We start from the raw sequence: 22,967 nt of genomic DNA, 5'->3' as shown, positions 1-22,967 counted from the left end.
TAAACCTCGGCTGATTAGAAACGGAAGTGAGAGAACGCCTTGTTGGCTTCTGCCATGCGGTGAACATCTTCACGCTTCTTAACAGCGGAGCCTTTGCTGTCAGCGGCGTCCAGGATTTCACCAGCCAGACGCTGAGCCATGGACTTCTCACCGCGCTTCCGTGAATATTCGACGAGCCAGCGCATTGCCAGCGCGTTCTGACGGGAAGGCCGTACTTCGACAGGCACCTGGTAAGTAGCACCACCCACACGACGGGACTTAACCTCAACCATCGGCTGGATGTTCTCCAGGGCCTTCTCGAACATGTCGATCGGCTCTTCCTTGGATTTCTCGGCAACAATGTCCAGAGCGCCATAAACAATGCGCTCTGCGGTAGACTTCTTGCCACTTTCCATCACGTGGTTGATGAACTTGGCAAGACGTGCACTGCCGAATTTCGGATCCGGGATAATTTCCCGTTTAGCTGCAACTCTTCTTCTAGGCATCGATAAGCCCTTATATATCTAAAAGGTCTTCAGGAACCCCTGAGATAGCAAATGCTACTCAGCCTTACTCTTACCGTTCTGACAAGCAACGATAAAAGACACCCGCTCGGGACATCAGGACTTGGGTCGTTTTGCACCGTACTTGGAGCGGCCCTGCTTACGGTTCTGCACACCCTGGGTGTCCAGCGTTCCGCGAACAGTGTGATAGCGCACACCCGGAAGGTCTTTTACTCGACCGCCCCGGATAAGCACAACACTGTGCTCCTGAAGGTTGTGACCTTCACCACCAATGTATGAGGAAACCTCGTAGCCGTTGGTCAGACGAACACGGCACACTTTACGCAGTGCTGAGTTCGGCTTCTTCGGCGTTGTGGTGTACACACGAGTGCACACACCACGGCGCTGAGGGCAGGCCTGGAGAGCAGGAACATCGCTCTTGGCTACCTTGCGCTTACGAGGCTTACGCACCAACTGATTAATCGTTGCCATGTAAGCAAACTCCAAAAAACCATATCAATGAAACTTACCCCCTGTGCAGGGGGTAAAATTTAAGGGACGCAAGTGTAAGCCTGCGCCCCCGGACAGTCAAGATGACTGGTCTCTTTTTGACCACCTCCCGGGTAGGTAACTACCCGGAGGCGGCGCGCCGTCCCAACTCAGCTTTCGCGGTTGAGCTCGGCACTCAGAGCTTCTTCCACGTCGGCCGCGGTTACGCCCTGCTCTTCCAGATCGCGCTTACGACGACGCTCGTTGTGGTATGCCAGACCGGTACCGGCCGGAATCAGTCGACCAACCACAACGTTTTCCTTCAGGCCGCGCAGGTAATCACGCTTACCGGTAACCGCACCTTCGGTGAGTACCCGGGTGGTTTCCTGGAACGAAGCCGCAGAAATGAACGACTCGGTGGCCAGGGAAGCCTTGGTGATACCCAGCAACAGACGCTCGAACCGTGCAGGCTCTTTGTCGGCGGCGTCGGCCTTCTCGTTCTCTTCCAGCACCTGGGTGATTTCCACCTGATCACCGGACAACAGAGTCGTATCACCCGGATCGGTGATTTCGACCTTGCGCAGCATCTGACGGACGATAACCTCGATGTGTTTATCGTTGATGACAACGCCCTGCAGACGGTAAACATCCTGGATTTCGTTGGTGATGTACTTCGCCAGCTCGACCACACCCAGCAGACGCAGAATGTCGTGCGGGTTGGACGGACCATCGGAGATCACCTCGCCCTTCTCAACTGTCTCACCTTCGAAGACGTTGAGCTGGCGGTGCTTCGGAATCAGCACTTCGTAGGCATCGCCATCCTTCGGCGTGATCACCAGGCGCTTCTTGCCTTTGGTTTCCTTGCCGAACGACACCATACCGCTGATTTCGGCCAGAATGGACGACTCCTTCGGACGACGGGCCTCGAACAGGTCGGCAACCCGTGGCAGACCACCGGTGATGTCCCGGGTCTTGGAGCTTTCCTGCGGGATACGTGCTACCACGTCACCCAGCTCGATCCGAGCACCGTTGGCCATGGTCACCAGAGCGTTCGCCGGCAGGAAGAAGATTGCAGTGCCGCCACCTGGCAGCTCCACTTCTTCACCCTTCTCGTCAATCAGCTGGATCGCCGGCCGGATATCCTTACCAGCGGCAGGACGCTCCTTGGAATCGATGACCTCCATGGTGGACAGGCCGGTCAGTTCGTCGGTCTGGGTGCGGACAGTGATGCCCTGGTCCATGTTGACGAATTTTGCGGTACCACCGGCTTCGGCGATGATCGGGTGGGTGTGCGGGTCCCACTTGGCGACCACAACGCCCGCTTCAACCGCATCACCGTGCTTGACGGAGAGAACAGCGCCGTAGGGCAACTTGTACCACTCACGCTCACGACCCTGGTCATCGGCGATGGCCAGCGCGGAGGAGCGGGAGATTACTACAAGAGTACCGTCGGCCTTCTCGATCGACTTCATGTTGTGCAGACGGACGGTCCCGCCATGCTTGACCTGAATATTGTCGACCGCGGACGCCCGGCTGGCCGCACCACCAATGTGGAAGGTACGCATGGTCAGCTGGGTGCCCGGCTCACCGATAGACTGCGCAGCGATAACGCCCACAGCTTCACCAACGTTTACCTCGTGGCCACGAGCCAGATCACGGCCGTAGCACTTCGAGCAGATACCGTGACGGGTTTCACAGGTGATCGCAGAGCGAACCCAGACTTCATCCACACCAGCCCGTTCGAGGGTCTCAACGGCCTTCTCGTCCAGCAGGGTGCCGGCTTCAATAACAGCGTTGTCCTTGTCGGTCGGAGTAAACGCATCACGGGCGGTCACACGACCCAGAACCCGGTCACCCAGCGGTACTACAACGTCGCCACCTTCGATGTGCGGCGTCATCAGCAGACCTTCATCGGTACCACAGTCAGGCTCGGTAACGACCAGATCCTGGGAGACATCCACCAGACGACGGGTCAGGTAACCTGAGTTCGCGGTCTTCAGAGCGGTATCCGCCAGACCCTTACGAGCACCGTGGGTCGAGATGAAGTACTGCAGTACGTTCAGACCTTCACGGAAGTTCGCGGTGATCGGTGTCTCGATGATAGAGCCATCCGGCTTGGCCATCAGGCCACGCATACCGGCCAGCTGACGGATCTGGGCCGCGGAACCCCGGGCGCCGGAATCGGCCATCATGTAAACCGAGTTGAACGACTCCTGCATCAGGTATTCGCCGTCCTCACCCTTCACCGGTTGTCCGTCGGGCCCGATAACCTGTTCCTTGGCCAGACGTTCCATCATGGCCTTGGAAACCTTGTCGTTGGCACGTGACCAGATATCGATAACCTTGTTGTACTTCTCGCCCTGGGTCAGCAGACCGGACGCGTACTGGGTTTCGATATCCTTCACCTCAGCGGATGCGGCATCGACCAGCTCGTACTTCTCCGGCGGAATCTCGAAATCGTTGAAACCGATGGAGATCCCGGACACGGTCGCATAGTGATAACCCATGTACATCAGCTGATCCGCGAAGATGACGGTGTCTTTCAGACCGGCATCACGGTAGCAGGTGTTGATCAGGTTAGAGATTGCCTTCTTGACCATCGGCTTGTTGACCAGCTCGTAGGACAGGCCATCAGGCACGATGTCAAACAGCAGAGCACGACCAACCGTGGTATCAACAATCTTGTATTGCTCGGTACGGGAGCCATCTTCGGCAATCGCCACTTCCTTCACGCGAACCTTGACGATCGCCTGAAGGTCGACCTTGCCAGCGCCGTAGGCACGATGCGCCTCTTTGACGTCGGCAAACACCATACCCTCCCCCAGGGCGCTCTTGCGCTCACGGGTCATGTAGTACAGGCCGAGCACCACGTCCTGGGAAGGCACGATAATCGGCTCGCCGTTGGCCGGCGACAGTACGTTGTTGGTGGACATCATCAGCGCACGGGCTTCGAGCTGGGCTTCCAGGGTCAGCGGTACGTGAACCGCCATCTGGTCGCCGTCAAAGTCGGCGTTGTAGGCCGCACACACCAGCGGATGCAGCTGGATCGCCTTGCCTTCGATCAGAACCGGCTCGAACGCCTGGATACCCAGACGGTGCAGGGTCGGCGCACGGTTCAGCATGATCGGATGCTCACGGATGACTTCGTCCAGGATATCCCAGACCACGCCTTCCTCGCGCTCGACCATTTTCTTGGCGGCCTTGATGGTGGTCGCCAGGCCGCGGTGCTCCAACTTGGAGAAAATAAACGGCTTGAACAGTTCCAGTGCCATCTTCTTTGGAAGACCACACTGGTGCAGGCGCAGGTAAGGACCGACCACGATCACTGAACGACCGGAGTAATCCACACGCTTACCAAGCAGGTTCTGACGGAAACGACCCTGCTTACCCTTGATCATGTCAGCCAGGGACTTCAGCGGGCGCTTGTTGGTGCCGGTAATGGCCCGGCCACGGCGTCCGTTGTCCAGCAGCGCGTCAACGGCTTCCTGCAGCATCCGTTTCTCGTTACGCACGATGATATCCGGAGCGTTCAGCTCCAGCAGGCGCTTGAGACGGTTGTTCCGGTTGATCACCCGACGGTAAAGATCGTTCAGATCAGAGGTCGCGAAGCGGCCACCGTCCAGCGGTACCAGCGGGCGCAGATCCGGCGGAAGCACCGGCAGCACGGTCATGACCATGTCGCCTGGCTTGTTGCCGGAATACAGGAACGCCTCAAGAATCTTCAGACGCTTGCTGAACTTCTTGATCTTGGTTTCGGAATTGGTCTGCGGAATCTCCTCACGCAAGGCATCGACCTCTTCCTGCAGGTCAATACCTTCAAGGAGCTCCTTGACCGCTTCGGCACCCATGCGGGCGTCGAACTCGTCACCGAATTCTTCCAGAGCTTCATAGTACTGCTCATCGTTCAGCAACTGGCCCTTCTCCAGGGTGGTCATCCCCGGATCGATAACAATAAAGGATTCGAAGTACAGGACCCGCTCGATATCGCGCAGGGTCATGTCCAGCATCAGACCGATACGGGACGGCAGTGACTTCAGGAACCAGATGTGCGCGACCGGGCTGGCCAGCTCAATATGGCCCATCCGCTCACGGCGGACACTGGCCAGCGCAACCTCAACGCCACACTTCTCGCAGATGACACCGCGATGCTTGAGGCGCTTGTATTTACCGCACAGACACTCGTAGTCCTTGATCGGGCCGAAGATCTTGGCACAGAAAAGACCGTCGCGCTCCGGCTTGAAGGTACGGTAGTTAATGGTCTCAGGCTTCTTCACTTCGCCAAAGGACCAGGAACGGATCATGTCAGGCGACGCCAGGCCAATGCGGATGGCGTCGAATTCCTTGCTTTGGTTCTGGCTCTTGAGAAGATTCAGCAAATCTTTCATCAGTAAAAGCTCCGGATGGCGTTAATCTCGGGCGGGCACTGGTCGTGCCCGCTCACGCTGCCAAAAACAATTCGGCTCACTCGGATTCCAGCTCGATGTCGATACCCAGCGAGCGGATTTCCTTGACAAGAACGTTGAAGGATTCGGGCATGCCCGGCTCCATCCGATGATCGCCATCGACAATGTTCTTGTACATCTTGGTCCGACCGTTCACGTCATCAGACTTGACGGTGAGCATCTCCTGCAGCGTGTAAGCTGCACCGTAGGCCTCGAGAGCCCACACTTCCATCTCACCGAAGCGCTGGCCACCGAACTGCGCCTTACCACCCAGCGGCTGCTGGGTAACGAGGCTGTAAGAGCCGGTGGAACGAGCGTGCATCTTGTCGTCGATCAGGTGGTTCAGCTTCAGGATGTACATGTAGCCAACCGTCACCGGGCGGTCGAACATATCACCAGTACGACCGTCATACAGCATGGTCTGACCGGTGGTGCTCAGTCCCGCAAGCTCAAGCATGCGCTTGACCTCGGCTTCCTTGGCACCGTCGAATACCGGCGTTGCCATGGGTACACCGCCGCGAAGGTTGTGGCACATCTCCAGGATTTCCTTGTCGGACAGGGAATCCAGGTCCACCTTGAACACTTCGTCTGAGTGATTGTAGATCTCATCCAGCAGCTTGCGTAATTCAGCCACCTTGCGCTGCTCGTCCAGCATCTGGCTGATACGCTCACCCAGACCCTTAGCTGCAGCACCCAGGTGAGTCTCAAGCACCTGACCTACGTTCATCCGCGAGGGAACACCCAACGGGTTCAGAACCACGTCAACCGTGTTGCCGTGCTCGTCGTAAGGCATGTCTTCGATCGGCATAACCGAGGAAATAACACCCTTGTTACCATGACGACCGGCCATCTTGTCACCCGGCTGGATACGACGCTTGATAGCCAGGTATACCTTGACGATCTTCAGTACGCCCGGTGCGAGGTCGTCGCCCTGCTGAAGCTTGCCTTTCTTGTCGTCAAAGCGTGCTTCGTGTTCCTTCTTGCGGTCTTCCAGACCCTGCTCGGATTTCTCCAGCAGCTCGTTCAGGCTCTCGTCTTTCATCCGGAGCTTGAACCAGTCAGAACGCGGCAGCTCGGCCAGGTAGCTCTCTTCGAGGGTGGCGCCTTTCTTCAGGCCCGGCCCACTGATCACTTCCTGTCCTTTCAACGCACTATTCAGACGCTCGAAAGTCGCACCTTCAACAATCCGGTATTCGTCCTTCAGGTCCTTGCGATACTGGTCCAACTGCTCTTTCTCGATGGACTGGGCACGCTGATCCTTCTCGATACCGTCGCGGGTAAAGACCTGCACGTCGATAACGGTGCCGCGGGTGCCAGTCGGCACACGGGAGGAGGTGTCCTTCACATCAGACGCCTTCTCACCAAAGATGGCACGCAGCAGCTTCTCTTCCGGTGTCAGCTGGGTTTCACCTTTCGGTGTTACCTTGCCTACCAGAATGTCGCCCGGGCCCACCTCGGCACCGATGTAAACAATCCCGGACTCATCCAACTTAGACAGCGCACTTTCACCAACGTTCGGAATATCCGCGGTAATTTCTTCGCTACCCAGCTTGGTATCCCGAGCCACACAGGTCAGTTCCTGAATGTGGATGGTGGTCAGCCGGTCTTCCTGAACCACTTTCTCGGAGATGAGGATGGAGTCCTCAAAGTTGTAACCGTTCCAGGGCATGAACGCTATGCGCATGTTCTGCCCCAGAGCCAGCTCACCCAGATCCACGGACGGACCGTCAGCCAGCACGTCACCACGGGCGATTACGTCGCCCTGACGCACGATGGAGCGCTGGTTGATACAGGTGTTCTGGTTCGAACGGGTGTATTTGGTCAGGTTGTAGATATCCACACCTGCATCACCCGCTTCGGTTTCCTCATTGTTGACACGAACCACTATACGGGCCGCGTCGACACTCTCAATCACACCGCCACGACGGGCCGTTACACAGACACCGGAGTCCTGTGCCACCGTGCGCTCAACGCCGGTACCTACCAGAGGGACCTGGGAACGCAGGGTCGGAACTGCCTGACGCTGCATGTTCGCACCCATCAGGGCCCGGTTGGCGTCGTCGTGTTCCAGGAACGGAATCAGCGATGCGGCAACCGACACTACCTGGCGCGGTGAAACGTCCATGAAGTTGACGCTTTCCGGCGGAGTAACGGTAAATTCGTTCTGATGCCGGACGGTAACCAGCTCGTCGGTCAGACGCTTGGTCTTTTCGTCCATGGCGGCGCTGGCCTGGGCGATGACGTAGTTGCTCTCCTCGATAGCGGACAGGTAAACCACTTCATCGGTTACCACGCCGTTCTCAACCTTCCGGTACGGGCTCTCAAGAAAGCCGTAGGAGTTGGAGCGGGCGTAAGTCGCCAGCGAGTTGATCAGACCAATGTTCGGACCTTCCGGCGTCTCGATCGGGCACACACGGCCGTAATGGGTCGGGTGTACGTCACGTACCTCAAAGCCCGCACGCTCACGGGTCAGACCACCTGGGCCCAACGCAGAGATACGACGCTTGTGCGTGACCTCGGACAGCGGGTTGTTCTGGTCCATGAACTGGGACAGCTGGCTGGAGCCAAAGAATTCTTTAACCGCAGCAGCCACCGGCTTGGCGTTGATCAGATCCTGCGGCATCAGGCCTTCGCTTTCAGCAAGACTCAGACGCTCACGAACTGCACGCTCAACCCGCACCAGACCAACACGGAACTGGTTTTCAGCCATTTCGCCAACGCAACGAACACGACGGTTACCCAGGTTATCGATGTCATCGACATTGCCCTGGCCGTTACGGATATCGATCAGGGTCTTGAGAACATCGATGATGTCTTCGTGGGTCAGCGTGCCCTCACCTGTGCTCTCTTCACGGCGCAGGCGACGGTTCAGCTTCATCCGGCCAACCGCAGACAGGTCGTACCGCTCTTCGGAGAAGAACAGGTTATTGAACAGATTTTCAGCCGACTCCTTGGTGGGCGGCTCACCCGGGCGCATCATACGGTAGATCTCAACCAGCGCTTCCAGCGGCGTGCGGGTCGGATCGATGCGCAGGGTATCGGACATGAACGGACCACAGTCCAGATCGTTGGTGTAAAGGGTCTCAATTTCCTTCACGCCAGCGTCCAGGATCTTGGTAACCAGCTCTTCCGTCAGCTCGGAGTTACACTCAACCAGAACTTCACCGGAAGCCTGATCGATCATGTCCTTGGCCAGTACGCGGCCGTAAAGGTACTCCGTTGGAACCTCAAGCTCGTTGATTCCGGCTTTTTCAAGCTGCTTGATGTGACGAGCGGTAATACGGCGGCCTTCCTCGACAATCACGTTACCGTCATTGTCTTTGATATCGAAGGTCGCGATGTCGCCACGCAGACGGCTCGGTACCAGCTCCAGCTTGCACACTTCCGCGCCCAGGCTGAATTTACTGGTTTCGAAGAACATCTCGAGCATCTGCTCAGAGGTGTAGCCCAGGGCACGCAACAGAATGGATGCCGGGAGCTTACGACGACGGTCGATACGAACGAACACGGAGTCCTTCGGATCAAACTCGAAGTCCAGCCAGGAACCACGGTAAGGAATCACCCGGGCAGAATACAACAGCTTGCCTGAGGAGTGGGTCTTGCCCTTGTCGTGATCGAAGAACACACCCGGAGAACGGTGGAGCTGGGAAACAATAACGCGCTCGGTACCGTTGATAACGAAGGTACCGTTCTCGGTCATCAGGGGCATTTCGCCCATGTAGACTTCCTGCTCTTTAATGTCCTTGATCGCCTTGTTGGACGATTCCTTATCGTAAATGATAAGGCGGACCTTCACCCGCAGCGGCGCTGCATAGGTTACGCCCCTAAGCTGGCATTCCTTGACATCAAAAACCGGCTCGCCAATACGGTAACTAACGTATTCGAGCGCGGCATTGCCAGAGTAACTGACAATCGGGAATACGGATTTGAATGCTGCGTGAAGACCGGTTTCCCGGCGGTCTTCAGGAGCGGCTTCCATTTGGAGGAAGTCCCGGAACGAATCCAGCTGAATAGACAGCAAATAGGGGACGTCCATCACGGAAGGCAATTTACTAAAATCTTTGCGAATCCGCTTTTTCTCAGTGTAGGAGTAAGTCATCTGCATTCCCCAGCTTTAGACCTGATACCTGGTATCAAGAAGCAACCATTGTTCTGCTTCGGGGCCGAATTGCTCGGCTTATCGCGCCGTCTTGAACAAGACTCTGGCTGTAGGTTATAGATCTGACATCAACCTGCAATTGCTCACCAGACTCTATAGCATATACAACAGAAAAAGGCCGGTGGCCCAAAGCCACCAGCCTGTCCATGCTTATCGCACGGTTTCGATCAACAGCCGACTCTTACTTGAGCTCAACAGAAGCGCCTGCTTCCTCGAGCTTCTTCTTGGCTTCTTCAGCGTCGTCTTTGCTAGCTGCTTCCTTGATCACGGAAGGAGCGCTGTCGACCATTTCCTTGGCTTCTTTCAGACCCAGGCCGGTCAGTTCACGAACGGCCTTGATTACGTTTACTTTCTTCTCACCAGGACCGGTAAGTACAACGTCAAACTCGGTCTGCTCTTCAGCAGCGGCTTCGCCACCACCAGCAGCAGCCGGAGCAGCAGCAACGGCTGCAGCGGCAGAAACACCGAATTTCTCTTCCATTGCTTCAACCAGCGCAACAACGTCCATTACGCTCATTTCAGCAATTGCGTTCAAAATGTCTTCGTTAGACAGAGCCATGACTTTCTCCCAAAAATATAAAAAATGGTGTTCAACAGAATCAAGCAGCTTCTTGCTTCTGGTCGCGAACTGCCGCTACAGCACGAGTCACTTTCGAAGGAACTTCGTTCAGTGTCCGTGCCAGCTTGGTGATCGGTGCCTGTGTTACAGCAGCCAGCATCGTCAGCGCTTCGTGACGTGTTGGCAGCTTGGCAAGACGGTCGATCTGGTCTGCACCCATCAGCTCTCCGCCGACGGCCAGGCCTTTAATCTCGAACGCTTCTTTCTCTTTGGCAAAATCCTTCAGCAGACGCGCTGCCGCGCCCGGATCTTCCATAGAGAATGCCAGAATGGTAGGACCAACCAGAGCTTCGTCGATACACTCAAACTCGGTACCGCGAATCGCGATCTTCGCCAGGTTGTTACGAACAACCTTCAGACGCACGTTTTCGGCACGAGCTTTGGCACGAAGCGCCGTCATGTCACCAGAGGTAACACCACGGTAGTCAGCCATCACCACAGACAGAGCACCACCGGCAGTCTCGTTGACTTCAGCGACGATCGCTTTCTTGTCTTCGAGTCTAATTGCCACTGGATTTCTCCTCGATTTCGCCGGGTCTTCCCGGCAAACCCACATATACCCCTCGCGGGGCTCCTAACGGTGTTTGGGTTCAGAGAGAACGTCTTCACACCGTCTGCGCAGGCGTTGCTTTAACCCTTGCAGCACTTCCGGTCAGACCGGAAGTGCTTCGGGGGCCTGCGGTCTTTGACAGCCTTGGCTTCCGCCCAGACTACAAAGTAACCACCAATCAAAGGATCAAATAGCGAGACCGCTCTGATCGATAGTCAGGCCAGGACCCATAGTCGAGGAAATGGTGATCTTCTTGAGATACACACCTTTCGCCGACGACGGCTTGGCCTTTTTCAGATCTGCTACCAGAGCTTCAAGGTTTTCCTTGATGTTCTGGGCAGAGAATTCAACGTTACCCAGCGGAGCGTGGATAATGCCGTTCTTGTCGGTGCGGTAACGAACCTGACCGGCCTTGGCGTTTTTGACTGCAGTCTCGACGTCAGGGGTCACAGTACCCACCTTCGGGTTCGGCATCAGGCCACGGGGACCAAGAATCTGGCCCAGCTGACCAACAACACGCATGGCGTCCGGAGTAGCGATAACTACGTCGAAATCCATGTTGCCTTTTTTAACTTCGTCCGCCAGATCGTCCATTCCCACGATGTCTGCACCAGCAGCCGTTGCTTTTTCAGCGTTGGCGCCCTGGGTAAACACAGCAACACGAACGGTCTTGCCAGTGCCGTGAGGCAGAACAGTGCTGCTACGAACAACCTGATCGGATTTACGTGCATCAACGCCCAGATTGACAGCAACGTCGACAGACTCCTTGAACTTCACGTTCTGGCCCAGTTCAACCAGCAGTGCAACTGCCTCGTCTACAGAGTAGGAACGGGTAGAGTCTACCTTTTCACGAATAAGCTTCTGACGCTTGCTCAGCTTTGCCATGTTACAGGCCCTCCACGTTCAGGCCCATGCTGCGGGCTGTTCCTGCAATGGTACGTACCGCTGCGTCCATATCGGCTGCAGTCAGATCCGGCTCTTTGGTCTTGGCAATCTCTTCAAGCTGCTCACGGGTCACGGTACCGACCTTGTCAGTGTTCGGACGACCAGAGCCACTCTTGATACCAGCAGCCTTCAACAGAAGAACCGGTGCAGGCGGAGTCTTGGTAATAAAGGTAAAGCTACGATCACTGTAGACGGTGATCACAGTCGGAATCGGCAGACCAGGCTCCATGTCCTGGGTTTGGGCGTTGAACGCCTTACAGAATTCCATGATGTTCACGCCACGCTGACCCAGTGCGGGACCAACGGGGGGACTCGGGTTGGCCTTACCGGCAGCAACCTGAAGCTTGATGTACGCTTCAATCTTCTTTGCCATGATAGCTCTCCTATGGGTTCAAACGCCTTTCGGCTCCCCGGTTTTTACAACTGCTAACAGCAGACACAAAAAGCCCGCGTCGCTTTAGCGCGCGAGCTTTCAGATTTCTCGTTACCGATCAGTCTTTTTCGACCTGCCCAAACTCCAGCTCTACCGGAGTTGAACGCCCGAAAATAAGAACGGCAACCTTGACCCGACTCTTGTCGTAGTCGACTTCTTCAACCACACCATTGAAGTCCGCAAAGGGACCTTCAACAACGCGAACAACCTCACCCGGCTCGAACAGAGTCTTCGGCTTGGGCTTATCCGCACCGCTTTCCACCCGACGCAGGATCGCTTCCGCTTCCTTCTCGGTGATCGGCGCGGGCTTATCCTTGGTACCACCAATAAAGCCAAGGACTCGCGGAGTATTCTTCACAAGGTGCCACGTCGCATCGTCCATTTCCATCTGGACCAGTACGTACCCGGGATAGAACTTGCGCTCACTCTTGCGCTTCTTCCCTTCTCGCATCTCGACGACTTCCTCGGTCGGAACCAGGATTTCGCCGAAACGGTCTTCCATCTCGTGCAGCGCAACGCGCTCCTTGAGAGTGCGCATTACCTGCTTTTCAAAGCCAGAATACGCATGAACGACGTACCAGCGCTTAGCCATTGCCCACTCCTGTTAACCGATAAACCCGGCGACCAGCCAACTGATCAGCGAGTCCATACCCCACAACAACAGAGCCACAACCAGCACAAACACTACAACGATAGCTGTCGTCTGCACGAGCTCAGGCCTGGTGGGCCATACCACTTTCCGGATCTCTACTCTCGCTTCCTTCAACAGCGTCGCGAAACGACGGCCGCGGTCGGTTTGGAGGGCAACAAGCGCCGCCACAATGGCGAGACCTACAAGAGCCAGAACCCGATACAGCAGAGACTCGGCACTAAAATACTGATTCCCCACCACACCGATGGCGATCAGAACGAAAACAACCAGCCACTTCAGGAAATCGAAACGGCTGGCTGACTGAACGGCTTTTGACTCCATAGGAATCAACTTATGTATCCGGATGTTAAAAAATGGCAGGCCAGGAGGGAATCGAACCCCCAACCTGCGGTTTTGGAGACCGCTGCTCTGCCAATTGAGCTACTGGCCTGCACCGAAACAACTCAGCGCACTTACTCTCGAGCCTATTACTCGATGATCTTGGAGACTACGCCGGCACCAACGGTACGGCCGCCTTCACGAATCGCGAAGCGCAGACCATCTTCCATGGCGATCGGAGCAATCAGGGTAACACTCATCTTGACGTTGTCACCCGGCATAACCATTTCCACACCTTCCGGCAGCTCGCAAGAACCGGTTACGTCGGTGGTACGGAAGTAGAACTGCGGACGGTAGCCCTTGAAGAACGGAGTATGACGACCACCTTCTTCTTTGGACAGTACGTACACTTCGCACTCGAACTTGGTGTGCGGAGTGATGGAGCCCGGAACCGCCAGAACCTGACCACGCTCAACGTCGTCACGCTTGGTACCACGCAGCAGAACACCAACGTTCTCACCCGCGCGACCTTCGTCCAGCAGCTTGCGGAACATCTCAACACCGGTACAAGTGGTCTTCACGGTATCCTTGATACCCACGATTTCCACTTCGTCACCAACCTTGATGATGCCACGCTCAACACGGCCGGTTACCACGGTACCACGACCAGAGATAGAGAAGACATCCTCGATCGGCATCAGGAACGGCTGATCAATCGCACGCTCCGGCTCAGGGATGTAAGCATCCAGAGCTTCTACCAACTTCTTGACAGCGGTAGTACCCATCTCGTTGTCGTCTTTGCCTTCCAGCGCCATCAGAGCGGAACCGGTAACGATCGGGGTGTCGTCACCCGGGAAGTCGTACTGGCTCAGCAGATCACGAACTTCCATCTCGACCAGCTCGAGCAGCTCTTCATCGTCTACCATGTCCGCTTTGTTCAGGAACACAACGATGTAAGGTACACCAACCTGACGGGACAGCAGGATATGCTCACGAGTCTGCGGCATGGGGCCGTCAGCTGCGGAACAAACCAGGATCGCGCCGTCCATCTGCGCCGCACCAGTGATCATGTTCTTCACATAGTCAGCGTGGCCCGGGCAATCTACGTGAGCGTAGTGACGGGTCGGAGAATCGTACTCAACGTGGGAGGTGGCGATGGTGATACCACGCGCACGCTCTTCCGGTGCGTTATCGATCTGGTCAAACGCACGGCTCTCACCGGTACCGAAAACTTCGTGACATACACGAGTCAGAGCTGCGGTCAGAGTGGTCTTGCCATGATCAACGTGACCAATGGTGCCCACATTCAAGTGCGGCTTATTACGTTCAAACTTTGACTTAGACATTCGACCAATCTCCCTAATCAACCAGGATCGTAACGTTGACCGGATAAATAATGGAGCTCATGGGCGGATTTGAACCGCCGACCTCACCCTTACCAAGGGTGTGCTCTACCAACTGAGCTACATGAGCATTGCAAAACAAATTGGAGCGGGCAGCGGGAATCGAACCCGCGTCATCAGCTTGGAAGGCTGAGGTAATAGCCACTATACGATGCCCGCGAGCAATTTAGTGGTGGAGGGGGCAGGATTCGAACCTGCGAAGGCGATGCCGTCAGATTTACAGTCTGATCCCTTTGGCCACTCGGGAACCCCTCCGAGTCGAATTTGCTTACGCAAATCCGTCAAAACTTAAAGTGGAGCTGGCGGACGGAATCGAACCCCCGACCTGCTGATTACAAGTCAGCTGCTCTACCAACTGAGCTACGCCAGCTCACATTCGCCTCGTCAGCGAGGGCGGTATACTACGGATTTTTTTCTGGCGTTGCAACACCTTCACAAGGCCTGATTTCAACGAAATCAAAATTGCTGCCGTAATCCGCTTTCACCGCCTGAACCAGTTCCTCAGCGAGTTCCGGTTCAGCCTCAAAAGAGAGCGCGTAGCTTATCTGATTTCGGGGGAAGTTGACCAGTACCGCATTAAGATTCTGGCGTTTTTTTTCTTCCAGCACGGAAATTGCAGATTCCCGGGACTCGAACAGGCCCAGGGAAATGGCATTGCGATTCTCTCCCTCAGTAACCAGGTAGGAATCAATGCCCTGACGTTGAATGTCGCGGAACTGCCGCAACGCAACATCTTCAGGCTGGGGCGGGATAAGAACCCAGTGCAAGGGCGGCAACTCTCTCTCGACTTCCTCAACGGTAAAACCTGCCTCTTCAGCAAGGGGCTGATTATCCACGAGCCTGTGAGCGCGCTCCGCACTTTCTATCCAGCCAAGGCGCACACAGGAGGGCCCAGACTGGCCCGTCGCCTCGCCAACCTCGACATTCCGGGGCTCCGATGATTTCAGGCTGGCCACCCTCGGCAAACTGCCACTGGCGACTTTGGCCATTCCGCCCGAAGGCCCGGCGAAGTCTGGCAGGTAATAAATACCAATACTCACCAGGACCAGCACAAACGCCAACCACCTCATTCGGATGTATCCTCGGCATGGATCGCACGCAAGCCAGACAACACAAGGTCAGGGCGATGGACACCAGACAGGCCAAGACCGATCAGGCGGTTCGCGTCGCCGCCAGTCACCAACACATCAGACAGGCTGTGCTTACGAACGTCAGCGATAACCCGCTCGACCATGGCACCCGAAAGCCAGGCAAGACCGTGGTTCACGCATTCGCCGGTACTTCTGCCCGGGTCTGTCGCCAGCCCCTGATCGGGGTCGAACCAGATTCGCGCCGCATCGGTCCTGAGGCTCCGCAACATCATCTGTAGTCCAGGAAGGATATAACCGCCCAGATGCCGGCCACGCGAATCCACATAATCGACGGTGACGGCACTGCCGGCATCTACCACCACGAAGCCCTGTTTGTGGTCGAGCCAGGCGCCATACATGGCATGCCATCGATCTGCCCCCATTCTCGAGACATCCTGGTAGGCATTTACCAGACCGTTACGGGCCTGCTCGGACCAGTAAAACTGCACCGGCGCAGGGCAGAGCTTTGCAAGAGAATCCAGCAAATAAGCGCGTCGTTCCTCGGAAGCAACGGTGGATATGGCAACACTGCTGACGTGCCTGATGAGCTCTCCGACTGAGCTCACTGGATTCTCCTCTTCCAGTGAACCTGTGCCTGATACCAGGGTGCGGCCCTGATCATCGAGACACCATTTCAACCGGGTATTGCCTGCATCAATAAAAAGCTTCATGGCATCACTCGCAGACTGATTTCCCCTGCGCGTACCGGAACAACTCCGGTTTGGGTCCGGATCTGATAATTCCCGGCGTCATCAATACCGCAGCCGACGCCTTCCACATCACCGCCTCGAGCCTGAAGCGGTTTTCCCATAAAGATGTCCCGGCGCTGCCAGGGCTCCCGGAAATCTGCGAAACCGACATCTGAAAACAGGGGTACCACATCCAGAACGGCGTCGATAATGGCGCTGGCGACCTGGTTCCGCGACCAGTCCGTTTCGGGGCAAACCCTGGCAAGGCTGCTCCAGGGCTGATCGACACCGTCGGCCCGGGACATGTGGACATTCAGGCCAATGCCGGCAATCACTTGCACAACCCCCTCCTCCAGCTCGCCCTGCAGTTCCACCAGAATGCCGCCAAGCTTTCCGTCGGGCAGAAATATATCGTTTGGCCATTTGAGCCCAACCTCTGGCACACCGAGTCGCTCAAGTGCATTGGCTACTGCAACACCCAGCACCAGGCTCAATCCATCCAGTACCCCGAAGCCACCGTGGAAAGTCAGCCCCATACTGAGGTACAGGTTCTCGCCCCGAGGGCTTTGCCATACTCGCCCTCGTCGCCCGCGCCCCGAGGTCTGGCAGTCGGCCATGACCACCGGAATACCTTTTGTCCCGGCCGTAATCTGCCGGACCACTTCGGCATTGGTTGAATCCACTTCATCGAGCACGGTCAGCGCCAGTTCCTCTTCCCGGCCGGAAGCAATTCCATCAAGCACCGCCACACGGTCGAGCAGGTCAACCCTCGATACCAGCTGATACCCGCGCCCACGGATCGTGGCAATATCAGCACCTTCCTCCATTGCGCGACGGATCTGCTTCCAGATCGCCGTGCGACTGACCCCGAGTTTTTCGGCCAACGCAGCCCCCGAGTGGACCTGTCCGTCACTGAGCAACTCTATAAGTGCTTTGGATTTCATAACACGCATCCAGCCATGAGAGTGGGTAAGGCCGGATTAAACACCAGGGGAAGGAAAAAGACAAAGTCGGCAGCCGGCCTTTGCGAAATGGCTGCCGACAAATCAGGGAATCGGTGTTGCGGTGAGGTTCGCCTTGATATCAAAGTTCTGCATTTTCACACCATATACGGCAGTCTGTGCACCACCAACCGGATGGACCAGATCGATATTATTGATGGAGAGTTCCTTGAACTGGCTCCTCGCTTTCACCGCAAAACCGAGCGGTCGATTTTCGGTTTCCTGGAGGGTCGGATTGGCGACATAGCGGTAACCGGCCGCTGATGAGCCATCCATGATTTTCTCGTCACCCCGATTGCCAACCACGCCCATAGCGTCCGGGCCGTCTGCCTTTTTCACGACCCGGGTCTGGTAGACATCCACGGAGAGATCGGTGCGCACGCCAAACGAGTTGTCGTCGACACCGTCACCATCGAAGTCGCCGCCGTCGCTGGTGTGGATATCATTCAGAACCAGACGCGTGCCCGTTCCGTTCATGGCTTCGCCAGCGCCATTGGTTTGCCGATTGGTTTCCCACGTCAGGGCGTTTTTCCGGGACTCTCCGGCGGCCTTGGCAAATACTTGCTTCAGGCGGACAGTCAGCCCTTCCTCACCCCGAGTTTCCCAGACGCCTCCGGAGTCGGCACAGGCCGATGGGCTATCGCCCATGCCACCGGCACAGACATCACCGGCACCTCCGGGCACGACCGTCATACTGCTGCCGGTCTCGTATTTCTGAACCACGAAACGACCGAAACTCCGGCCTGATTCCTTGTCGCCGATCCGCAGGTTGCCGATGTCCATGGTGCTCCAGGCTTCACCTTTGATAATCGCAAGCCCCTCCTGAGTGACATCGACCGTCATATCCCTAACGTGGGAGTCGTAATCCAGCTCGGTAATCCAGAGACCCTTCTGGGGGACCTCACCGTTACCCTCATCATAGGGCACTGCGATAATTGCGGCCTTGCCATCCCGAATCCGGACATCGGAATTGATGGTAATACCCTCACCTGAGGCACCACCCGCACCAAGTGTCATATGGCCATCCAGCTCGAACTCATAGGCGGGATAGAAGCCCAGCGCGAGCAGCAGTTCCGTGCCCCCCTGCAAGGGGGCATCTTCACTGCCTATCCGCAGGCCATTGATCCGGTAACCCGCACGGATGCCCTCAAAGCCGATGCGCAGACCATCGAAGAATTCTGTGCCGTTGATTACGCCATCCCGAGTCACGTTGACCGTTACATCGCCCTGCCCCCACGACTGCAGGCCGCTGAAGATCACCCTGTTTCCGTCTTCCGTATAGCTGAAATCGGCCAGGCGCAGACTCCATTCCGTCGCAAGCCGCAAGCCCTGGGGGCCGGCATCAGGGTGGCCACCCCCCTGCAGATAGATCGCATTGGAGTAATTGCGGCCATTGAACACCTGGTCCTCAAGCAGAAAGCTGACATTCACCTCTCCGATACTTTGTCCATTGCCGCCCATCTCAATGGCACCGATGTTGAACTGCCCATCCATGGAGCCAAGGGTCAGGGCAAGTGCCGGCCGATTCTCCCAGTCGGTCGCCACATCGAGCCTGAGATCATTGATGCGGTAGGCGCCGGTGATGTCCCGAAGCGCAAGGGCCCTCCCGTCATCCTTATAGAGAAAGGAGGCCGAATGAATAACGGTCTCATTATCGATTCGAAGGCCCTCACCGGAGCGCCCGCCGGCAGTAATTCTGGTGTTGGATGAAAGGTCATAGCTTCCACTCAGACTGCCATAACTGGGTAGCAGCTGACCGGTGCCGGAATCGACGGATACTCCATGGTTCAGAGGGTTGCCGCTGAAACGAATTGCACCGACAGCCCACTCTCCCGTAATCCTGGGCGCATTCAAGGCCAGAGTGTCGCCAACCACATCCAGCGTTATCCCCAGCGCCTCCACGTTCATGGTGATATCGTCCAGGAAAACTTCATTGCCGTTGGTGCGGTATCCCAGACGACCACCGGTCATGGTGTAGGCAGAATCAAAGGTATACCCGCCGCCTCCAACGGAGCCACCCTGGCTGATATTCAGATAACCCGCCAGGGAATGGTCGAAGAAGACACTTCCCATGCTGACTCCCGGCGCACCGGCGAGGCGGATATCGCCGAACTCGATTCTCCGGTCCTCAACCAGGTAGTCGAGGTTGAGGGACGCATCTTCCTCAATATCGACTCGAACCAGATGAAATGCCTGCCCTGAAGAATCGATTGCTGAACCAACCCGGAACCCTTCCAGATGAATGCCGTTACCATCGTCAAAGTACGATAACCGATCGGCGGCCAGGCCAAGGTCCAACTCCATGGTCAAGCCACTCTGGCCACTGATGTTGGCCAGCGCAGAATCGTCCAGGCTTTTCATGTCGGCAACCACCGACGGGGTGATGATCACCCAGACCAGCCCACTGGCTATCAAGGCAGCTGGCTTGATTCTGTTTGAAGCACTCACAGCCCTCACCCCCTCCATGATTACGGATTACCTGCCGGAAACACGAGCAGGTTGCCTTCCATCACAACCTCCCCCCGCATATCTACAGAAAATATGTCGGTCTGCTGAAAACCCGGATCGGTGGGGCGAGCGGTGCTGCTTGCGGATATCTTGAATTGAACATCGTTAAACCGGACGGTATTGGGCAGCCCCAGCTCCAGGACATCCCGATTGAACAGCTCCCCATCGCCGCCAAACCCCGAATCAACTTTGCGTACCCTCAGTGTCAGCCCCTCAAACGCGAAATTGCCGCGGATATCATCAAGAACCATCCATCCCCCGTTTTCCTTCAACCGGTAGGCGAAGCGGGCGCCACACTTTTTGTCGGCATCGTCACAGCGTCCGAAATAGCTGTTTTCAACCGGACCACCCATTTCATTGATGCTGATGTCGCCGGACAGGTAGATCCCCCCCTGGCCCGAGATCCCTGAAAGCGCTTCATCACCGAGACGGGAGAGTTCCGCAAGGGTCGGTGGTGGAAGCAGCAAAACATAGAGAGCGAGCGACGTTCTTTGCAGGATGGCTATCATTGGCTCAGATCCCTCGTTTTGATGTTCAGATGCTGTATAAGCATTCCCTGTACACGGGCAGAGCCGAAATCACGGTCGCCAACACTGAAATTCCCGATCTTCAGGTTGCTGCGGAATTCCGGATTGGTGTAATAGGACTCGTAGAAATCCCAGGCTTCAGCATCGCTGCTTGCCCTGAGACCGTCGGCGCCAATCTCGCCCGGCTGGGGACGCCGGATCGCAGCCACTTCCACTACAAAGTTTCCACTGCCATCAACGTCGAAGAATACCGGCTGAAGCTGGTTGCCAATCGCCAGCTCCAGCGCAAAATCGCTCATCCGAATTCGGGAGCCGCAGCTGGAGCCGTCCTGGGCGCAGGCGTTTATCGAAAGCTCCGGAGAATAAAAATTGAGCTTGAACTGCCCCACCATCTGACGCCGATCGTTGTCGCCCCAGAGACGCAGATAGCTACCGTCGATGACAGCACTCTTTGCGTGAATGTTGATATTGGCAGATCGGTCGTCACCAACCGCCACGTTCATCTGCATGCCAACATCCGCACGCTCTCCGATGTAATCCGCCGTCGCCGGGCGGCTCGAACAGGTACCACTTCCGGGACCAGCGGCGGAATCCATGCAATCGTAACCCTGCCCGGCAGCAACTTTGGTACTGGCCGCAAACTCCAGAACCGCCTTATTGGCGATTCCAATATCATTGCCATCCACCACATCAATGCGCCAGGGATTGAGAAGCCTCCCCAGATTGACCGGCCCCAAAGTCTCGCCGTAGTTGCTATTGGCCCCGGAGATGTAAAGGTGGTTCACCGTAATATCGACATCACGTCCATCTGTACTCTTGATTCCCCCGATTCGAAAAATCCGTGCCTGCTCTCCGGAGGCATCCGGCTCATCCGTTCCATGGGAGAATTTGAAATTCTCCAACACCAGGCCGATGCCGGCTCCATCAATCGCGGACATTTCAGTTTCCGAAAGGCCCTGAAGCTCTGCCTCAACCTGCTCGGGCACAGTCAGAACGGCCGCCATCATGAAAAGGACGCGCGCGGAAACGGGAAGCTGACTGAAAGCGGACCATTTCATAAGAAACTCCTTAGAACAGACCCTTGCCGCGGTCGATGTATTCGGTGCGGTAACGCTGGGTACCATAGAGCGCTTCATTGAGATTCACTTCAGTCGCTCCGTTCGGGATATTGAAGAACGCTCCTGATGTTGCCCTGATGAAATCCTCCGGCGTGAAGTCTGTTTTCTTTACATCTTTCAGCCAGTCCAGATCCTTGGTCTGGAATGAAATAAAGGCGCCATCGACCGGGCCTGTAATACGTCGCTCGCCGTTCACCTCGCCGACTTCGCCTACCGGGAAGCTGTTGTAGATATCCAGGTCGAAGCAGGAGTCTATTCCCAGCACAAGACAGTCCTGGGCATAGACGTATATGTCACCGCCGGAACAGCTGAAAAAGGAACAATCGGGAACTTCAATGCGGGAGCTCGATCCCCAGCCGATCAGGTTCTTTACCGACCATCGGGTAAAACCGCTAGCGCCCTCAAGAATGAAACGCTCACCATTTGGAATGCCAATGTATTCGGCTCTTATGGGATCCAGCTCGCCAATGTTTGGATCACCCTCCGCGCCATAGACCAACTCAGCTTTGGTAGATAAGGGACTTCCACCCTCAAGGAGAGGCGTCAATAGAACAATCAGTTGATCAAATAGGTTACCGGAGGAGTTTGCCTGGGAAAGCCCCTCACCACGATCAATGATATCCACGTTTACATTGCCGGTCAGGGTTTCAATCTTGCCAGAGAGGACACCCATGGATTCGCCGAAGCCCAGACGGAAACCGACAACTTCTTCCGTCTGTTCGTCGAAGGCAAACTCCAGGAACGGATTCTCGATAGTAAACGGGACTATCTCACCCTCGGCATAGGTACTGCCATCTGGCTTTCGTTGTTTCGGGGCTTTGGGGTTAGCGTCAAAGTAGGCCTGGTTGTTTATATAGCCAAGGGCGAAATCCTCGATATAGACATCCGAAGTGCCCGGCTTCTCTCCATCCCGTTCGTAACGGCCCATTTCAAGGACATCCACATTGGTCTGGATGTCGATATCCATTCCAAGATTGATCCGGGTATAGGCGGTATTGTCGTTGGCATCAGGATGATACTGGCGGTCAACCGAGACAAATGCCTGACCCGTGACTTCAGACATTTGTTGATCTGAAATCGGGCGCAGTTCGGCGTTGACCCCCGAGGCCAGTAAAGGCAGGAGGAGAAGCGAAGGAATTATTTTACTCATAGTCACATCTCACCGCTGCCGCTTTTTGTTGTTGGCGGCTGATTTAAAGATGACTGATGAGCGTCTCTGAGGCTGGCTTGGATTTTTGATGTTGTTTTAGCCAGTTCTTTTACAGAAGTGTAACTCCAGTTACATGTTGTCACTGTGCGCAGCGTCATGGTTTTGGCATTTGCCAAATTTCAGGCAATAAAAAACCCCAGCATCGAGGATGCTGGGGTTTCTGGTATTAGGAGCCTGACGATGACCTACTCTCACATGGGCAACGCCACACTACCATCGGCGCTGGTCTGTTTCACTTCTGAGTTCGGGATGGGATCAGGTGGTTCCAGACCGCTATGGTCGTCAGGCAAAA

At 56.0% G+C, this 22,967-nt stretch carries 18 protein-coding genes, 5 tRNA genes and 1 rRNA gene; all 24 read right to left on the bottom strand.

Annotated features, from left to right (window positions below):
- Positions 1 to 14: 14 nt before the first annotated feature.
- Positions 15 to 485, bottom strand: coding sequence for a 30S ribosomal protein S7 (rpsG, locus tag ACO06L_RS17855; RefSeq protein WP_008174847.1), 471 nt, complete (start codon positions 483 to 485; stop codon positions 15 to 17).
- Positions 486 to 599: 114 nt separating this feature from the next.
- Positions 600 to 974, bottom strand: a complete 375-nt coding sequence (gene rpsL, locus ACO06L_RS17850; RefSeq protein WP_008174844.1) for a 30S ribosomal protein S12 — start codon at positions 972 to 974, stop codon at positions 600 to 602.
- A gap of 167 nt (positions 975 to 1,141) precedes the next feature.
- Positions 1,142 to 5,356 carry a DNA-directed RNA polymerase subunit beta' gene (gene rpoC / locus ACO06L_RS17845; protein WP_008174840.1) on the bottom strand — a complete coding sequence of 1,405 codons (4,215 nt, stop codon included), beginning with the start codon at positions 5,354 to 5,356 and terminating at the stop codon, positions 1,142 to 1,144.
- Between the two features lie 76 nt (positions 5,357 to 5,432).
- A complete protein-coding gene (gene rpoB / locus ACO06L_RS17840; RefSeq protein ID WP_064228583.1) occupies positions 5,433 to 9,512 on the bottom strand; it encodes a DNA-directed RNA polymerase subunit beta in 4,080 nt (1,359 codons plus the stop codon).
- 241 nt (positions 9,513 to 9,753) lie between these two features.
- Positions 9,754 to 10,131: a 50S ribosomal protein L7/L12 gene (gene rplL / locus ACO06L_RS17835; RefSeq protein ID WP_008174836.1), complete on the bottom strand. Its 378-nt coding sequence runs from the start codon at positions 10,129 to 10,131 to the stop codon at positions 9,754 to 9,756.
- 40 nt (positions 10,132 to 10,171) lie between these two features.
- Entirely contained in the window at positions 10,172 to 10,702 is a 531-nt protein-coding gene (rplJ, locus tag ACO06L_RS17830; RefSeq protein WP_064228578.1) for a 50S ribosomal protein L10, read from the bottom strand.
- Between the two features lie 225 nt (positions 10,703 to 10,927).
- Positions 10,928 to 11,626, bottom strand: a complete 699-nt coding sequence (rplA, locus tag ACO06L_RS17825; RefSeq protein WP_064228579.1) for a 50S ribosomal protein L1 — start codon at positions 11,624 to 11,626, stop codon at positions 10,928 to 10,930.
- Position 11,627: 1 nt separating this feature from the next.
- On the bottom strand, positions 11,628 to 12,059 hold the full coding sequence (gene rplK / locus ACO06L_RS17820) for a 50S ribosomal protein L11 (RefSeq protein ID WP_064228580.1): 432 nt from the start codon (positions 12,057 to 12,059) through the stop codon (positions 11,628 to 11,630).
- 118 nt (positions 12,060 to 12,177) lie between these two features.
- Entirely contained in the window at positions 12,178 to 12,711 is a 534-nt protein-coding gene (gene nusG / locus ACO06L_RS17815; protein ID WP_202348124.1) for a transcription termination/antitermination protein NusG, read from the bottom strand.
- Between the two features lie 12 nt (positions 12,712 to 12,723).
- Positions 12,724 to 13,092 carry a preprotein translocase subunit SecE gene (gene secE, locus ACO06L_RS17810; protein ID WP_064228582.1) on the bottom strand — a complete coding sequence of 123 codons (369 nt, stop codon included), beginning with the start codon at positions 13,090 to 13,092 and terminating at the stop codon, positions 12,724 to 12,726.
- Positions 13,093 to 13,125: 33 nt separating this feature from the next.
- Positions 13,126 to 13,201: transfer RNA gene (locus ACO06L_RS17805), tRNA-Trp, on the bottom strand.
- A 37-nt stretch (positions 13,202 to 13,238) separates the two neighbouring features.
- The gene (gene tuf, locus ACO06L_RS17800; RefSeq protein ID WP_202348125.1) at positions 13,239 to 14,435 is read right to left on the bottom strand and encodes an elongation factor Tu; all 1,197 of its coding nucleotides are present in this window, start codon (positions 14,433 to 14,435) and stop codon (positions 13,239 to 13,241) included.
- Between the two features lie 51 nt (positions 14,436 to 14,486).
- Positions 14,487 to 14,562, bottom strand: a tRNA-Thr gene (locus tag ACO06L_RS17795).
- Between the two features lie 14 nt (positions 14,563 to 14,576).
- Positions 14,577 to 14,651 (bottom strand) — tRNA-Gly (locus ACO06L_RS17790).
- Between the two features lie 11 nt (positions 14,652 to 14,662).
- Positions 14,663 to 14,747: transfer RNA gene (locus tag ACO06L_RS17785), tRNA-Tyr, on the bottom strand.
- 39 nt (positions 14,748 to 14,786) lie between these two features.
- A tRNA-Thr gene (locus tag ACO06L_RS17780) sits at positions 14,787 to 14,862 on the bottom strand.
- A gap of 31 nt (positions 14,863 to 14,893) precedes the next feature.
- The gene (locus ACO06L_RS17775; RefSeq protein WP_064228497.1) at positions 14,894 to 15,562 is read right to left on the bottom strand and encodes a hypothetical protein; all 669 of its coding nucleotides are present in this window, start codon (positions 15,560 to 15,562) and stop codon (positions 14,894 to 14,896) included.
- Positions 15,559 to 16,293 carry a type III pantothenate kinase gene (locus tag ACO06L_RS17770; RefSeq protein ID WP_202348126.1) on the bottom strand — a complete coding sequence of 245 codons (735 nt, stop codon included), beginning with the start codon at positions 16,291 to 16,293 and terminating at the stop codon, positions 15,559 to 15,561. Before ACO06L_RS17770 ends, ACO06L_RS17775 begins: the two co-directional genes overlap by 4 nt.
- Positions 16,290 to 17,255 carry a biotin--[acetyl-CoA-carboxylase] ligase gene (locus ACO06L_RS17765; RefSeq protein ID WP_202348127.1) on the bottom strand — a complete coding sequence of 322 codons (966 nt, stop codon included), beginning with the start codon at positions 17,253 to 17,255 and terminating at the stop codon, positions 16,290 to 16,292. Before ACO06L_RS17765 ends, ACO06L_RS17770 begins: the two co-directional genes overlap by 4 nt.
- Before the next feature lie 102 nt (positions 17,256 to 17,357).
- Positions 17,358 to 19,760: a DUF6160 family protein gene (locus tag ACO06L_RS17760; protein WP_202348128.1), complete on the bottom strand. Its 2,403-nt coding sequence runs from the start codon at positions 19,758 to 19,760 to the stop codon at positions 17,358 to 17,360.
- 20 nt (positions 19,761 to 19,780) lie between these two features.
- On the bottom strand, positions 19,781 to 20,329 hold the full coding sequence (locus tag ACO06L_RS17755; protein WP_202348129.1) for a hypothetical protein: 549 nt from the start codon (positions 20,327 to 20,329) through the stop codon (positions 19,781 to 19,783).
- Entirely contained in the window at positions 20,326 to 21,405 is a 1,080-nt protein-coding gene (locus ACO06L_RS17750) for a hypothetical protein (RefSeq protein ID WP_064228501.1), read from the bottom strand. Before ACO06L_RS17750 ends, ACO06L_RS17755 begins: the two co-directional genes overlap by 4 nt.
- Positions 21,406 to 21,415: 10 nt before the next feature.
- Positions 21,416 to 22,528, bottom strand: a complete 1,113-nt coding sequence (locus ACO06L_RS17745; protein ID WP_227512741.1) for a hypothetical protein — start codon at positions 22,526 to 22,528, stop codon at positions 21,416 to 21,418.
- Between the two features lie 319 nt (positions 22,529 to 22,847).
- Positions 22,848 to 22,962, bottom strand: a 5S ribosomal RNA gene (rrf, locus tag ACO06L_RS17740).
- Positions 22,963 to 22,967: the final 5 nt, after the last annotated feature.

The sequence above is a fragment of the Marinobacter sp. genome (genome assembly GCF_965229985.1).
Taxonomy (GTDB): domain Bacteria; phylum Pseudomonadota; class Gammaproteobacteria; order Pseudomonadales; family Oleiphilaceae; genus Marinobacter.
The sequence above is the reverse complement of the archived record's forward strand: the minus strand, read 5'-3'. Positions and strand labels throughout refer to the sequence as shown.